Raw genomic sequence first — 13981 nt, forward strand, 5'->3', positions numbered from 1 at the left:
TCGCTGACGGCGATGGAAGACTGCGTGCGGCGCGTGGCGCTGATGCTGTGGCTGCGAACGCCCCGGCAGTTGTCGCAGTTGCAATTCCACTGGGGGAAGCCGCCGCCCGCTGCCGAGCCGAGAACTTTTATCTGCATGTCTGAACCAGAAAAAGAAGGAAAGAAATGCCCGCGCGAAAGGCGGGCAGACGGGCGATTAACGGTTGGAAATGTACAGCGTCACTTCCAGCCCCAGACGCAGGTCAACAAACTCAGGTTTAGTCCAGGTAGTCATAGCGGTGCTCCTTTACATGCATCGTGATAGTTCGAGCCCAATGAGAAATTTTCGCATTAGGCCGGCCCAATGTTGGCGAAATGTGACGAAGATCGCAACCTTTAAGCGTAACCGGGTTATTCACCCCAGGTGGCGGCGAGCGCGTTCAGCCAGTTGCGCCAGGTCAGCTTCTCCAGCAGCCGGTTATCGAACCCGGCCTGCGCCAGCGCTTGCGTCAGGCGCGGCAGGCCGGCGGCGTCCTCCAACGGTTGCGGTACGTTGACCCCGTCAAAATCAGAGCCAAATCCCACGCGATCTTCACCAAGTTTAGCGATCAAATACTCAACGTGTTTAACAATTTCTGTTAGGTCGGTCGTTGCACTGTCACGTTTACCGTCAGCGCGCAGGAAGGCGGTGCCGAAATTGACGCCGACTATCCCGCCGCTCTGGGAGATGGCCTCCAGCTGTGCGTCGGTCAGGTTGCGCGGCTGCGGGCAGAGGGCGTGGACGTTGGAGTGGGTGGCGACCAGCGGTGCTCGGCTCAGCGCGGCGGTTTGCCAGAAGGTTTTCTCGTTCATGTGCGAGACGTCGATCATGATGCGGCGCTGGTTGCAGGCGCGGATCAGCGCCTCGCCGGCCGGCGTCAGGCCGGGGCCGGTATCGGGGGAGCCGGGGAACGGCCCGCTGACGCCGGTGCCGAAGGCGTTCGGCAGATTCCAGAATGGCCCGATGCTGCGCACGCCCAGCCGGTAGAAGGCCTCCAACTGCGTCAGCTCCGCATCGATCATGCCGGCGCCTTCGATATGCAGCACCGCGGCCATTTGCCGGTTGAGGCGGCACTGTTCTATCTCGGCGGCGGTGCGGCAGATGCGCAGCCGCCCCTGGGAAGCCTGTTCCAGCTGATAAAGGATAGCGATCTGCCGTTCGGCGATCGCCAGCGGATCGAAGGCGGCCTGCGCCTCCTCCGGCGTTTGATTACGCATCTGGGCGATATAGCTGACCGGGGGAATAAATACCGCGAACAGCCCGCCGCAGAATCCGCCGCGCTGCATGCGGGAGAAATCGAGGTGGCCCGGCGTGACGCGGGAATAAAAGGCGGCGACCGGATCGTCGTCATGCTGTAGCCACAGGTTGAGCAGCAGATCGTTATGGCCGTCGAACACCGGCCAGAGAGGGGGAAGCGTCATGGGCATTTCACTGAGTCAGGCATCGTGAATGCTATGTTCTCCCATCGCGCGAGGGGGAACAACCCTCAGGCTATGGGGGTTTTGCCGTCGGCTGGATCACTCGACATCAGCAGGGCAAAACTTAGTGACATTGTCACTATTCGCAAAGCGGTTCCTGCACGCGTTGGCGGCAGACGGCCAACACCAACTGCCGCAGCCAGCGGTGATCCGCCTCGGCGTCCAGGCGCGGATGCCACATCTGCGAGACGGTGATGAGCGGCGTTCTTACCGGCAGCTCGAAGACGCGCAGCGGGCCATCGGCAGGTTGAGCCTGGAGGAAAGAGGCGGGCAGCAACGCCAACAGGTTCGAGGCTTGCGCCACCGCCAGCGCGGCGGGAAAGCTCGGCACCACGGCGGCGATATGGCGTGCCAGCCCCAGCTCCGCCAGCGCGGCGTCTACCGGCCCGAGGATGCGCCCGCTGCGCGAGGCCACCACGTGGCCGCAGGCGGCGTAGTCGGCGGCGCCGATCTCGCGCTGCTGCGCCAGCGGATGTGCGGTTCTCATCACGCCGACGAAGCGATCGCGGAACAGCGCCTGCAGGCGGATTTCCGGGCCCATGTCACCCAGCACGCCGATCTCCAGATCGACCAGCCCTTCACGCAGGGGGCGGTCGCTTTTCTCCGGCTTGGGCGCAAAGCGCAACCGTACCCGCGGCGCCTGTTCGGCAGCGGCGGCGATCAGCGCCGGGCCGAAGGCCTCGACGAAGCCGTCGTTGGCGCGCAGCGTGAAGGTACGATCCAGCGCGGCGGGATCCAATGCTCCCTGCGCCGGGCGCAACACAGCGCGCGCTTCGAACGTCGCGTGCCGCGCCCGCTCGCACAGCGTTTCGGCATAGGGCGTCAGCACCATATGACGGCCGGCGCGCACCAACAGCGGATCGCCGGTGGCCGCGCGCAGTCGGCTGAGGGTACGGCTCATCGCCGAGGGGCTTAAACCGAGACGGCGCGCCGCGCCGGCAACGCTGCCCGCCGTCAGCAGCGCGTCGAGCGCGATCAGCAGGTTGAAATCCGGGTCGGTCATGCGTTTATCCTGTGGCGCTGGAAATAGGGAAGGCGTTTGCTGCAGTATATCAGCGTAAGCGCTGCGTCTCCTGCGATTGATGAGCAATAAAAAAGCCGATAACAAACGTTATCGGCTTTACAGGCAGGGGGACGACGTTACGCCGGCAGCTGCTGTGCGGTTTTCTCGACCAGCGCCAGCAACAGCTTGATGTCTTCCAGCGTCACGATCGGGTTCAGCAGCGTCATCTTCAGGCAGGTCACGCCATCGAACTCGGTCACGCCGACGTTGGCGCGGCCCGATTCCAGCAAGGCGTCGCCGATGCGCTGGTTGAACAGGGCGACGGCCGCGTCGCCTTTCGCCGCCAGCTGCGCCGGACGGTAACGGAACAGCACGCTGGCCAGCTGCGGCTGCATCACCAGTTCCAGCGATTCCTGGTCGGCGATGTAACGCGCCACCTGTTGCGCCAGCGTGACGCCGTGATCGATGATCTCGGCGTATTGCTTCTGCCCCAGCGCTTCCAGCCCCATCCACAGCTTCAACGCATCGAAGCGGCGGGTGGTCTGCAGCGATTTGGAGACCAGGTTCGGCACGCCTTGCGCCTCGTCGAACTCGGAGTTCAGGTAGGCCGCCTGATAGCGCATCAGCTCGTAGTGGCGCGCGTCTTTCAGCAGGAAGGCGCCGCAGCTGATGGTCTGGAAGAACTGCTTGTGGAAGTCCAGGGTGATGGAGTCCACCAACTCCAGGCCGTCCAGGTAGTCGCGGTACTGCTCGGAGAGCAGCAGCGCGCCGCCCCAGGCCGCATCCACGTGCACCCAAATTTTCTGCTCCGCCGCCAGCCGCGCGATATCGCGCAGCGGGTCGATCGCGCCGGCGTCGGTGGTGCCGGCGGTGGCGACGATCGCCATCACCTGCTCGCCGTTGGCCTTCGCCTGCGCCAGTTTGTCCGCCAGATCGTTCACGTCCATGCGGGCGAAGCGATCGGTTTTCACCAGGGTGACGGACTGGTAGCCGAGGCCCATCAGCGCCATGTTCTTCTGCACCGAGAAGTGGGCGTTTTCAGAACAGAACACTTTCAGCTTGCGCAGATCGCCCACCAGACCGTCCTGCTGCACGGAGTGGCCCTGACGCGCGAAGAACGCATCGCGCGCCAGCATCAGCCCCATCAGGTTGCTCTGGGTGCCGCCGCTGGTGAACACCCCGGCGTCGCCGGGCTGGTAACCGACCTGGGCGCGCAGCCACTCGATCAATTTCATTTCGATCAGCGTGGCCGACGGGCTCTGATCCCAGGAGTCCATGCTTTGGTTGGTGGCGTTGATCAGCACTTCGGCGGCCTGGCTAATCACCAGGCTCGGGCAGTGCAGGTGCGCCACGCATTGCGGGTGGTGCACCGACAGGCTGTCTTTCAAAAAGTACTCGATGGCGCGCTCGATCGCCGCCTGGTTGCCCAGGCCTTGCGGGGTGAAGTCGAGCTGGATGCGCTCGCGCAGTTCGGCAACGCTTTTGCCCTGATACATCTCGGGCTGTTGCAGCCACTGCACGACGGCTTCACTGCTCTGCGCGATCGCCTGGCGGTAAGCCTCGGCGCTGTGCGCCGAGGAAGCCAGAATCGGGTTTAACTTGGACATCGCGGTCATTCGCTCCAATCAGACTGGCTTGACGCCGGCGGCCAACAGCGCCTGCTCAAATTTATCCAGGAAAATACCCAGCTCATCGTTGGTGATCAGCAGCGAAGGCAGCAGACGCAGCACGCAGCCATTGCGCCCGCCGCGCTCCAGGATCAGACCGGATTCGAAGCATTTCTTCTGCAGCAGCGCGGACAGCTCGCCATCGGCCGGGTAGCAGCCCATGTGATCCTGCGCTTCGTTCGGCTTGACGATCTCGATGCCGATCATCAGGCCCAGACCGCGGACGTGACCGATCACCGGATAACGTTTCTGCAGCTCGGCCAGCTTGCCTTTCAGCCACTCGCCCTGAGCGGCCACTTTGTCGGCGACCTTATGCTCTTTCAGGTACTGCAGGGTGGTCAGGCCGGTGGCCATCGCCAGCTGGTTGCCGCGGAAGGTGCCGGTGTGGTGGCCCGGTTCCCAGGCGTCGAACTCTTTTTTGATGCCCAGCACCGCGAGCGGCAAGCCGCCGCCGACCGCTTTCGACATCACGATGATGTCCGGCTCGATGCCCGCGTGTTCGAAGGCGAACAGCTTGCCCGTACGGGCGAAACCGGCCTGAACTTCGTCGATGATCAGCAGAATGCCGTGTTCCTGGGTCACTTTGCGGATGCGCTGCAGCCACTCGGCCGGCGCCGGGTTAACCCCGCCTTCGCCCTGAACGGCTTCCAGGATCACCGCAGCCGGTTTACGCACGCCGCTTTCCACGTCGTTGATCAGGTTGTCGAAGTAGTAGGTCAGCGCCTTGACGCCGGCTTCACCGCCGATGCCCAGCGGGCAGCGGTATTCATGCGGATAAGGCATGAACTGCACTTCCGGCATCATGCCGTTGATCGCCGCCTTCGGCGACAGGTTGCCGGTGACCGACAGCGCGCCGTGGGTCATGCCGTGGTAGCCGCCGGAGAAGCTGATCACGCCGGAACGGCCGGTGTGCTTTTTCGCCAGCTTCAGCGCGGCTTCCACCGCATCGGCGCCGGACGGGCCGCAGAACTGCAGGCAATACTCTTTGCCTTCGCCAGGCAACAGAGAGAGCAGGTAATCGGAGAAACGATCTTTCAACGGGGTCGTGAGATCGAGAGTATGTAACGGCAAGCCGCTGGTAATGACATTTTGGATGCTTTGCAGGACGTCGGGGTGATTATGTCCAAGAGCCAACGTTCCCGCCCCGGCCAGGCAATCAAGATATTGATTATTCTCAACATCAGTGATCCAAACGCCCTGGGCTTTCGCAATTGCCAACGGCAATTTGCGCGGATAACTCCTAACATTCGACTCAAATTCGGCTTGACGCGCCAAATAGGTTTCATTGTTTCCGTTTAATGAGTTTGCAACTAAAGTATCAATACGGACTTTATCCGTCATCATATCTCTCCTACAACCGAAGGTCTCAAGACGCAACGATTGAATTAATGAATTAGAAAAGTAACTGCCTTGTGAAAAGCGCGACCAATATATGGCTTTTTCGCCTGGGACTCAATAGCCGATTTTGTTTTGAATTGTTTAGTTTTTTCTTAGGCTCATCAATATGTTGTTGATTTGTTGACCGTTGGTTTTGCCGGCAGAAAACAACATTTCTTTAACATTGCGTAAAAATCCTTTTCTGCTTTCCTTTGGCTGCTTCTTTAATGCATTTATTATTAAGGTGAATTTCCGATTAATAACATAAATAGAAAATAGCGGCTTATTTTCATCTATTCACCACCTTAAGTCCTATAGCGGTTATATACACAAAATTTGTGATGAATATAAGCAATCGAGCGTTAAAAGCGCAGTATCCAGAGTGGTGATTTCTTGCAGATTTTACGTAGCGCGATCAAAACAGCGGGATTTTTGTGCGGTGCCGGCATGTCTGCCGGCGCCGCGGTCATTAACGTTGCCGTAACCAGGCATGATAGCGCCGCAGAGTGCGGCGGGTGCGCCACCGATCGATAAGCAGCGACCACAGCGGGGAGTAACGCACGTTGCGCGTCCGATCGCGGCTCAGAGCGTGCATGCGGCGCTTGATCAGCGCCATGCGGGCGAGCAGCGTCAGCGTTTTGTCGCGCCATTTTACCGGCGCGGGCAGCGCATGAGGGGCTTCGCCGGTTTGCCAACGGCGCGGCAGATCGGGAATTTCCGCCATGGCGGTGGCGATGCCGACCACCGCGACGCCGCTGTTCAGCACCCGTTGCGCCACCGTCGGGCGGGTGATGCCGCCGGTGGTCATCACCGGCATGCGGGCTACTGCGGCGAGATCGCGGGCAAAGGTCAGGAAATAGGCTTCACGCGCCAGGGTACTGTCGTCTGCCGTTTCGCCCTGCATCGCCGGGCTTTCATAGCTCCCGCCCGATAACTCCACCAGATCGACCGGCAGTTCGTTGAGCATCAGCAACACCTGCCGGGCTTCGTCCGGCGAAAAGCCGCCGCGCTGAAAATCGGCGGAATTGAGCTTTACCGCCACGCAAAAACCTGGCGAGACCCGCTTGCGCACCGCGCGCACCACCTCCAGCAGCAGGCGGGCGCGATTTGCCAGTTCGCCCCCCCAACGATCGCTGCGCTGGTTGGCCAACGGCGACAAAAACTGAGAGATCAGGTAGCCATGCGCCGCGTGGATCTGCACGCCGGTAAACCCGGCCCGTTCGGCGGCGTGCGCGCTGGCGGCAAAGCGGGCGATCACCTCGGCAATCTGCGCTTCGCTCATGGCTTCCGGCTGCGCGAACGCTTTACTGTACTTACCCATGGCCATCGGAATGGCGGAGGGCGCCCAGGCGTTGCCACCCATGTCGGCCATTACCTGGCGGCCCGGGTGGCTGAGCTGCATCCAAACCTGCGCGCCTTCCTGGCGCGCGGCCTTGGCCCAGGTTTCGAACGAGGCGAGCGGCGTATCCTGTTCCAGCACCACGCCGCCGGGGCCGGTCATGGCGCGGCCGTCGATCATCACGTTGCCGGTGATGATAAGACCGGCGCCGCCGATACCCCAGTGGCGATACAAGCGCCATAGCGCGGGGCCGGGCAGTTGGCCTTCATCGGCCAAATTTTCTTCCAACGCGGCTTTGGCCAAACGGTTGGTCAGGCGGCTGCCGTTGGGCAGTGTCAGTGGGGTAAACATCGGGTTTGCGCTCCTGTCGCAGGGGGAATGGCGCTATACTAGGTTTAAAGTTAACTTTAAGGTCAATAGGGCATGAAGATCGGAGAATTGGCGGAACGGGCCGGCGTGGCCGCCTCGGCGATACGCTACTACGAGCAGCAGGGGCTGCTGCCCAAAGCGGTGCGCGGCGTCAACGGTTATCGGGTGTATAGCGAAAGCGCGCTGGAACGGCTGCATCTGATCCAAATTGGCCAGAATCTGGGCTTTTCGCTGCAGGCGATCCAACGCGTGCTGGCGCTGCAGGGCAGCGCTTATGAGGATGGGTTGATACAGGGCGTCGAGACCCGTCTGGCGGAAATCGAGCGGATGTTGGTCACGCTGAATGAGCAGCGAGAAGCATTGCTGGCGACCCGACTTACCTTGCTGGAATCCGGCGTGGCGGGGTTATGCCAGGTCAAAAATGAAAAGTTGGCCGGTGCGTGGCCGGCCTGCACAGATTAGCGGCGTTTAAAGGCGGAGCGCCCGGCATATACTGCCGCGGTGCCCAATTGGTCCTCAATGCGCATCAGCTGATTGTATTTTTCGATGCGCTCACCGCGGCACGGCGCGCCGGTTTTCACATGGCCGGCTCGCATCGCAACCGTCATATCGGCGATAAAGCTGTCGACGGTTTCGCCGCTGCGATGCGAGATAAAGGCGCCCCAGCCGTTTGCCTGGCAAAGCTGCACGGCGGCGAAGGTTTCGCTCAGCGTGCCGATCTGGTTCAGCTTGATCAGCGCGGCATTAGCCAACCGTTCATCAATCCCGCGCTGGATGTATTTCACGTTGGTGACGAACAGATCGTCGCCGACCAGCTCCACCTGGTCGCCCAGGGCGTCGCTCAGAATACGCCAGCCGGCCCAGTCGTCCTCAGCCAAGCCATCTTCAATCAGCACAATGGGGAAATCCTGTACCAGCCGCTGGTAATAGACCGTCATCTGGGTTGCGTCCAACTCGAGGTTCTCGCTGCGCAGGCGGTATTTGCCGTCGGCGTAGAATTCACTCGAGGCCGGATCCATGCAGATAGCGATATCTTCTCCCGGTCGGTAGCCGGCTTTCTCTATCGCCTGCACGATCAGCTCCAGCGGCTGGCGGTTTGAGGCGACCGCCGGCGCGAAACCGCCTTCGTCGCCGACGCCGACCGACAGGCCTTGTTCCAACAGGATTTGGCGCAGCGCCTGATAGACTTCACTGCCCCAGCGCACGGCCTCGCGCAGCGACGGCGCGCCCAGAGGGGCTATCATAAACTCCTGAAAGTCCGCCCCTTGCCAACGGGCGTGCACGCCGCCGTTGATGATATTCATGCAGGGCACCGGCAGCAGGTTGGCGCCGATGCCGCCCAGATAACGATACAGCGGCAACTGAGACAATTGCGCCGCGAGGCGGGCGGCGGCCAGAGAAACGCCGAGCAGGGCGTTGGCCCCCAATCGACTCTTGTTCTCGCTGCCGTCCAGCGCGATCAGCCGGCGGTCAATCTCCTGTTGTTGGCGCACATCCACCCCGCGCAGCGCCTCATTGATCGCCGTTTTGACGCTGTGCACCGCCTCCAATACGCCTTTGCCGCCGAAACGGTGCGGATCGCCGTCGCGGTGCTCCACCGCCTCGCGCGACCCGGTGCTGGCGCCGGAGGGGACCGAAGCCCGGGCCACGACGCCCGCCGCGCTCATTTCGACTTCGACGGTCGGGTTGCCGCGCGAATCCAGGATTTCTCTGGCGGTTACGTTTTCAATCTCATAGCTCATGGGTAGTCACCTCATTCTAGGGAGTTGGCACATGCTTTATCAGCACGTCGATGGACAAATGGTTAATGAACTCGAAGCCGAAGGAGGAAAAGACGCCGAACGGACGGTTCTGATGGCCTAACAGCAACAGATCGACGCCTTCGCGGGCAATCAGGGCTTCGACGTCTTTGAAGCGATGGATACTGACAATTGCGCGCACCTCCAGGGGGATTGAGCAGTCCTCCACCAGACGGCTGAGCATGGCCTTGGCGGCGATCACCTCGCTGGACTGGCGATCTTTGGTCAGCGAATCGCTGAGGTAGTCCAGCTCGGCATAGTCGGCGCTGATGTGCGCCACGGTAATGCGCGTATTCATCTGCTGATTGAGGCGTTCGGCATGATGCAACAGCAGCCGGCCGTCGCGTTCATCCTGCACCAGCAGTAAAGCATGTTGGTAGAGCGGCATGACTTATCTCCCTGCGTTAGCGATCTGGCGGGTTAACCACGGTAAAACCTCTTTTTTCCGGCTCGTCATGCCGGGCAGAGACACCTGACGAATGTCGAGCACCCGGTTCGGCGAGAAATACAGGGTGGAGCGACGGCAGGTGATATCGGTGACCAATAGCGCGGCCATCTCCAGCCCGGCTTCCTGCTTCGCATGTTCAAGCGCCTGTTGCAGTGCGGGCAACAGCGGATCGATGTCGCTCATGGTCCGCACTTCTATCTGCGACAGCAGCAGCGAGACGCTATGGATGCGGTAATTCTTGGCGTCGCGGTGCAGCAACTGCGCGGCGGATTGCCCCGAGAGATCGGTTTTGGCGGCGAGCAGCCCGGCGGTGAAGGCGTCATAGTCGACATGAGCAATTGCGCGTAACCGTTCGGCGGCCAACCGATCCTGCTCGGTGGTGGTCGGGGCGCTCAGCGCGACGGTATCGCTCAGGATGGCGCCCAGCAGCAGCGTGGCCTGGGCGGCGGAAAGCGGCATCGGCCTTTCCGCCGCCAGGATCTGCAGGATCACGGTGGCGCAACAGCCGACGGCGCGAACCCAGACATCGGGCGGGTTGCGGGTGATTAACGTGCCCAGCCGGTGATGGTCGATAACGCCGACCACATCGCTGTCGGGCAATGAGGCCGGCCCTTGTTCGACGTCGGTAAAATCGACCAGCCAGACTTTACGGTCACGGAGATCGCCTTTCAGCAGCGCAGGCGCTTGTACGCCGGCGGCGGCCAGTATGTAGCGGGTTTCCGGCGTCAGTTCGCCAAGGCGGAAAGCGACGGCCGGTTTGCCAAGGTGATTGAGCCAGTCCGCGACCACCAGCGCGCTGCAGATGCTGTCGCTGTCGGGATTTTTATGGCCGAAAACGTAAAGCGGCATTTCCCGCGCGTCGGCATCGGGCTGGAGTGGAAAAGGGGTAAAGCGTGAGATTTCATTCATAGCGACTCCTGACATACCTGCCTAAAAAATAAAGCGAAGTTGTATATCAGGCGTCATCATCCGGTTCGAGCGAACGCGGCGGTTGGGAAAGGTGGAACACCATCACCTTGTGAACGACTGTAGCGCAGCGCGGTGACAAACGCAACGCCTGGCAAAGCTGGCGAGAATGCGCAATCGGATTGATACTGAGTGAGTCTATGATGGACAAGGATATTTGCCGCTAATCGACGGAAACGCTGAACGGACTCACGCGGCTATGCCGGGTCCGTCGGTGACACAATGGGAGACAACATGCTCGAACCCTGCTTCCCCGAAAACGAAGCCGAACGCCTGTCGGTATTGCATTCGCTGAACGTGCTGGATTCAAACTCGGTGGAAAAACTGGATCGCATCACGCGGTTGGCGGCGAAATACTTCGGCGTGACCATCGCGCTGGTGTCGCTGATCGACCGGGATCGCCAATGGTTTTTATCGCGTTACGGTCTGGATGCCCGGGAAACGCCGCGCAATATCTCGTTTTGCGGCCATGCTATCTTGCAACGCGAAGCGCTGGTGGTGCCCGATACCGCCAAAGACCCGCGCTTTTTCGATAATCCGCTGGTGATTGGCGGGCCGCGGATCGGTTTTTACGTCGGGCAGCCACTGCTGTCGCTCGACGGGTTGCCGCTCGGTACCCTGTGCATTATCGACAGCCAGCCGCAGCCGTTTTCCCCGGAACAACTGGCTGACCTGCACGATTTCGCTGCCGTGGTGGAGGAGTATTTGCAGAGCATTGAACGCCACGTCTATACCGAAAACCTGAAGTCCAATCTGCAACGCTCGGAAGCCCTGTTCGAACAGACCTTCGCCCAGGCGGCGGTAGGGATGGCGCTGGTGTCGCTGCAGGGGTATTGGCTGCGGGTCAATCCGCGCATCTGCGAAATGTTGCGCTATTCCGAGCGCGAGCTGATGGATCGCACCTTTCAGGACATTACCTATCCGCTCGATCTCAACACCGATCTGGAAAAACTGCAGCAGCTGCTGAGAAACGAGATCAGCACTTACTCGCTGGAGAAACGTTATTTCCGCGCCGACGGCTCGATCATCTGGGTGCAGCTGACGGTGGCGTTAAACCGGCTGCCTAACGGCAAGCCGGACCATTTCATCTCGGTTATCGTCGATATCAGCGAGCGCAAGGCGGCGGAGGCCGATCTGTTCGCTCTGCAACACGAGCTGGAACAACGCGTCGAAATCCGCACGCGAGAGCTGAACGTGGTCGTCAAGAAACTCAACGAAGAGATTGAAACCCGGGTGCTCGCCGAATGTCAGCTCAGTGCGGAGAAGGAGCGTTTGCGCGCCATTACCGACAACATGCCGGCCTTAATCAGCCAGATCGACGGCAATGAACGCTACCTGTTCGCCAACAGCGCCTACAAAACCTGGTTCGGGCTGGAGGAGTCCAGTCTCAGAGAAATGACGGTGCGCGATTTCATGGGGGAAAGCGTTTATCGGATAGCAAAACCGATGATCGAACGGGCCCTCGCGGGCGAAATGGTGAGTTTCGAGAATGAGCTCCAGACCCAGAAGGGGTTGCTGATGATCCACACCACGCTGGTGCCGTGTGAAGCGCAGGGGTTTTACATTCTGTCGATGGACATTACCGAGTTGAAGCGGCTGCAGCAGCGGCTGGAATATGACGCAACCCACGACATGCTGACCGGATTGACCAATCGCCGCGCGTTTCTGCGCCGGTTGTCGGGCACGCTGCAGGCCTGTTGCCATCAGCGGCAGATGGCGCTGTTGTTTATCGATCTCGACGGGTTCAAAACCCTTAACGACAGCTATGGTCATGACTTCGGCGACGCGATCTTGAAGACATTCGCCACATTGCTCAGCGCCTGCGCCGGCGAGCACCACAGCGTCTCGCGCCTGGCCGGTGACGAGTTCACGGTGATCCTGTGGCCGTTGACGGATCCGCGGCGCGAAGTCAGCGAATTTTGCGAAAACGTGTTGGCGCAACTGGCCAAAATTACGCAGATCGGGCCGCAGAAGGTACGGCTTTCCGCCAGCATCGGCGCGGCCATTTCCCCATGCGGCGATGTGACGGAGGAGATGCTGCTGACCCGCGCCGACGGCGCAATGTATCAGGCGAAATCGGCCGGAAAGGGCACTTATGCCATCTGCGAGCTGTGAGCGTGCAACGGTGGCGGTCTCAGGGTAAGCTGTTTTTTCTTTTCCTGTGAGCAGAACTCCGGATTTATTGCATGGCGTCAAATCATCAACATACCGACTGGCTCGAACTGCGGCGCGATGACGAAACCGGTATTGAGAGCGTCAACGCCCACTTTCAGGGGCATGCCTACGATCCTCACGATCATGATGAAATGCTGGTGGGCGTCACGCAGCAGGGCTTGCAGCGTTTCAATTGTCACCGCTCGCTGCATACCAGCCGGCCGGGGCGCGCCATGCTGATCGAGCCGGGCGCGGTGCACGATGGCCATGCGCCGCAGGCCGAAGGGTTTACCTATGCGATGCTTTATCTACCGCAGCGCTGGGTCTCCGACGCGATGCAGCGCCGCGGATTGGGGGACGCCTCAGTGCTGGAAGGCGCTTTCCACAGCACGTTGACCGACGATCCGATGCTGGCGACCGCGATACAACAGGCTTTTTTTGCGTTGCATCAGAGGGAAGGCCGGCTGGCGCGCGATCAAAGCCTGGACCAACTGCTGACGCTTTTGGCGCGGCATATACGCGTCAGGCCAACGTCCCAAAGCGATGACGCTTTGATTGAGATGAATCGTTTACGGGACTACTTGCACGAGCACATGGCGGATAATCCCAGTCTGGAGGAACTTGCGCTTCAGTGCGGCCTGGATCGTTTCCGTCTGACTCGCCAATTCACCCGCGCTTTCGGCCAGTCGCCGCATGCTTACCTGATCCGGCTGAGGCTGCGTGCCGCGCGACTGTTACTGGCGCAGGGGGAAGAGCCGGCGCAGGTCGCCATGCAGGTAGGCTTTGCCGACCAGAGTCATTTGGGCCGCTGGTTCCGGCGCGCCTACCGTTTATCGCCGGCGGCCTATCAACGCCAGTGCACAAACGTTCTATACCGCTGACTCGCTCATCGCCGATGATGTGCTTTTAACAGCACAACGGAGTAAAGCGAAACATGTTTGATACCAAGATAGCGTTTATCGTGCGTGACGATCTGCAAACCTGGCAGCGGCTGAACGTGGTGGCCTTTCTGGCGACGGGCATCGCCGCTGCGGCCCCGGAGATCATCGGCGAATGTTACGTGGATGCGCAAGGCAGACGCTACGGCGGCATTTCCGGGCAGCCGATGCTGATTTTCGCCGCGGATCTGCCGGGCCTGCAAAATGCGCATCGTAAAGGGCTGGAACGGGAATTGACGCTGATCCCCTATGTGCACGCCATGTTCTCGACCGGGCACGATGAAGCCAACCGGCAGGTTTTTCTCGCTGAAAACGCGGACAACCTGGACTTGGTCGGCCTGGCGCTGCGCGGGCCGAAGAAAGCGGTGGATAAGGCGATAAAAGGGCTGACGCTCCACGCCTGAGAATACCGTTAGCGCGGTGCG

Annotated in this window: 13 protein-coding genes, 1 pseudogene and 1 riboswitch; of the genes and pseudogenes, 4 read left to right on the forward strand and 10 right to left on the reverse strand. The window is 60.7% G+C overall.

What is annotated here, in order from left to right:
• From GT753_RS07945 to GT753_RS07975, 7 genes and pseudogenes are all read right to left on the reverse strand, one after another.
• Positions 1 to 137 (reverse strand): annotated as a pseudogene (locus tag GT753_RS07945) (pyrroloquinoline quinone biosynthesis protein B); the annotation flags it as partial.
• Between the two features lie 58 nt (positions 138 to 195).
• The gene (gene pqqA, locus GT753_RS07950; protein WP_004937827.1) at positions 196 to 273 is read right to left on the reverse strand and encodes a pyrroloquinoline quinone precursor peptide PqqA; all 78 of its coding nucleotides are present in this window, start codon (positions 271 to 273) and stop codon (positions 196 to 198) included.
• A gap of 116 nt (positions 274 to 389) precedes the next feature.
• Positions 390 to 1439: a dipeptidase gene (locus GT753_RS07955; RefSeq protein ID WP_015377866.1), complete on the reverse strand. Its 1050-nt coding sequence runs from the start codon at positions 1437 to 1439 to the stop codon at positions 390 to 392.
• Between the two features lie 136 nt (positions 1440 to 1575).
• Positions 1576 to 2499: a LysR family transcriptional regulator gene (locus tag GT753_RS07960; protein WP_021503684.1), complete on the reverse strand. Its 924-nt coding sequence runs from the start codon at positions 2497 to 2499 to the stop codon at positions 1576 to 1578.
• Between the two features lie 137 nt (positions 2500 to 2636).
• Positions 2637 to 4106 carry an aspartate aminotransferase family protein gene (locus GT753_RS07965; RefSeq protein ID WP_031299643.1) on the reverse strand — a complete coding sequence of 490 codons (1470 nt, stop codon included), beginning with the start codon at positions 4104 to 4106 and terminating at the stop codon, positions 2637 to 2639.
• Positions 4107 to 4124: 18 nt separating this feature from the next.
• Positions 4125 to 5507, reverse strand: coding sequence for a diaminobutyrate--2-oxoglutarate transaminase (locus GT753_RS07970; protein ID WP_004937838.1), 1383 nt, complete (start codon positions 5505 to 5507; stop codon positions 4125 to 4127).
• A gap of 505 nt (positions 5508 to 6012) precedes the next feature.
• The gene (locus GT753_RS07975) at positions 6013 to 7233 is read right to left on the reverse strand and encodes an NADH:flavin oxidoreductase/NADH oxidase family protein (RefSeq protein WP_021503686.1); all 1221 of its coding nucleotides are present in this window, start codon (positions 7231 to 7233) and stop codon (positions 6013 to 6015) included.
• 72 nt (positions 7234 to 7305) lie between these two features.
• Here GT753_RS07975 and GT753_RS07980 point away from each other — a divergent pair, with 72 nt between their 5' ends.
• Positions 7306 to 7713 carry a MerR family transcriptional regulator gene (locus GT753_RS07980; RefSeq protein WP_004937845.1) on the forward strand — a complete coding sequence of 136 codons (408 nt, stop codon included), beginning with the start codon at positions 7306 to 7308 and terminating at the stop codon, positions 7711 to 7713.
• Here GT753_RS07980 and eno read toward each other — a convergent pair.
• From eno to GT753_RS07995, 3 genes are read right to left on the reverse strand one after another with little or no spacing between them, the layout of a single operon-like run.
• A complete protein-coding gene (gene eno / locus GT753_RS07985; protein ID WP_160125481.1) occupies positions 7710 to 8993 on the reverse strand; it encodes a phosphopyruvate hydratase in 1284 nt (427 codons plus the stop codon). The genes GT753_RS07980 and eno overlap by 4 nt on opposite strands.
• Positions 8994 to 9009: 16 nt before the next feature.
• Positions 9010 to 9438, reverse strand: a complete 429-nt coding sequence (locus GT753_RS07990; protein ID WP_004937850.1) for a hypothetical protein — start codon at positions 9436 to 9438, stop codon at positions 9010 to 9012.
• Positions 9439 to 9441: 3 nt separating this feature from the next.
• Positions 9442 to 10407, reverse strand: coding sequence for a DHHA2 domain-containing protein (locus tag GT753_RS07995; protein ID WP_160125482.1), 966 nt, complete (start codon positions 10405 to 10407; stop codon positions 9442 to 9444).
• 40 nt (positions 10408 to 10447) lie between these two features.
• A riboswitch (Fluoride riboswitch) is annotated at positions 10448 to 10523 on the reverse strand.
• 175 nt (positions 10524 to 10698) lie between these two features.
• Between GT753_RS07995 and GT753_RS08000 the strand changes: the two genes are divergently transcribed.
• The 3 genes from GT753_RS08000 (at position 10699) to GT753_RS08010 (ending at position 13960) form a co-directional block, all read left to right on the forward strand.
• Positions 10699 to 12579 (forward strand): diguanylate cyclase domain-containing protein, encoded by a 1881-nt coding sequence (locus GT753_RS08000; protein ID WP_015377872.1) that lies wholly within the window; start codon positions 10699 to 10701, stop codon positions 12577 to 12579.
• A 71-nt stretch (positions 12580 to 12650) separates the two neighbouring features.
• Positions 12651 to 13499, forward strand: coding sequence for an AraC family transcriptional regulator (locus GT753_RS08005; RefSeq protein ID WP_015377873.1), 849 nt, complete (start codon positions 12651 to 12653; stop codon positions 13497 to 13499).
• A gap of 53 nt (positions 13500 to 13552) precedes the next feature.
• Complete coding sequence (locus GT753_RS08010; protein ID WP_004937864.1) at positions 13553 to 13960, forward strand: DUF2000 domain-containing protein; 408 nt, start codon at positions 13553 to 13555, stop codon at positions 13958 to 13960.
• Positions 13961 to 13981: the final 21 nt, after the last annotated feature.

The organism is Serratia sp. Z4 (assembly GCF_009900725.1).
Classification (GTDB): Bacteria; Pseudomonadota; Gammaproteobacteria; order Enterobacterales; family Enterobacteriaceae; genus Serratia; species Serratia nematodiphila.

Excerpts from the sequence above, each read along its gene's own strand:
- pqqA (WP_004937827.1), bottom strand. The coding sequence starts at position 273 with ATGACTACCTGGACTAAACCTGAGTTTGTTGACCTGCGTCTGGGGCTG.
- GT753_RS07955 (WP_015377866.1), bottom strand. The coding sequence starts at position 1,439 with ATGACGCTTCCCCCTCTCTGGCCGGTGTTCGACGGCCATAACGATCTG.
- GT753_RS07960 (WP_021503684.1), bottom strand. The coding sequence starts at position 2,499 with ATGACCGACCCGGATTTCAACCTGCTGATCGCGCTCGACGCGCTGCTG.
- GT753_RS07965 (WP_031299643.1), bottom strand. The coding sequence starts at position 4,106 with ATGTCCAAGTTAAACCCGATTCTGGCTTCCTCGGCGCACAGCGCCGAG.
- GT753_RS07970 (WP_004937838.1), bottom strand. The coding sequence starts at position 5,507 with ATGACGGATAAAGTCCGTATTGATACTTTAGTTGCAAACTCATTAAAC.
- GT753_RS07975 (WP_021503686.1), bottom strand. The coding sequence starts at position 7,233 with ATGTTTACCCCACTGACACTGCCCAACGGCAGCCGCCTGACCAACCGT.
- GT753_RS07980 (WP_004937845.1), top strand. The coding sequence starts at position 7,306 with ATGAAGATCGGAGAATTGGCGGAACGGGCCGGCGTGGCCGCCTCGGCG.
- eno (WP_160125481.1), bottom strand. The coding sequence starts at position 8,993 with ATGAGCTATGAGATTGAAAACGTAACCGCCAGAGAAATCCTGGATTCG.
- GT753_RS07990 (WP_004937850.1), bottom strand. The coding sequence starts at position 9,438 with ATGCCGCTCTACCAACATGCTTTACTGCTGGTGCAGGATGAACGCGAC.
- GT753_RS07995 (WP_160125482.1), bottom strand. The coding sequence starts at position 10,407 with ATGAATGAAATCTCACGCTTTACCCCTTTTCCACTCCAGCCCGATGCC.
- GT753_RS08000 (WP_015377872.1), top strand. The coding sequence starts at position 10,699 with ATGCTCGAACCCTGCTTCCCCGAAAACGAAGCCGAACGCCTGTCGGTA.
- GT753_RS08005 (WP_015377873.1), top strand. The coding sequence starts at position 12,651 with ATGGCGTCAAATCATCAACATACCGACTGGCTCGAACTGCGGCGCGAT.
- GT753_RS08010 (WP_004937864.1), top strand. The coding sequence starts at position 13,553 with ATGTTTGATACCAAGATAGCGTTTATCGTGCGTGACGATCTGCAAACC.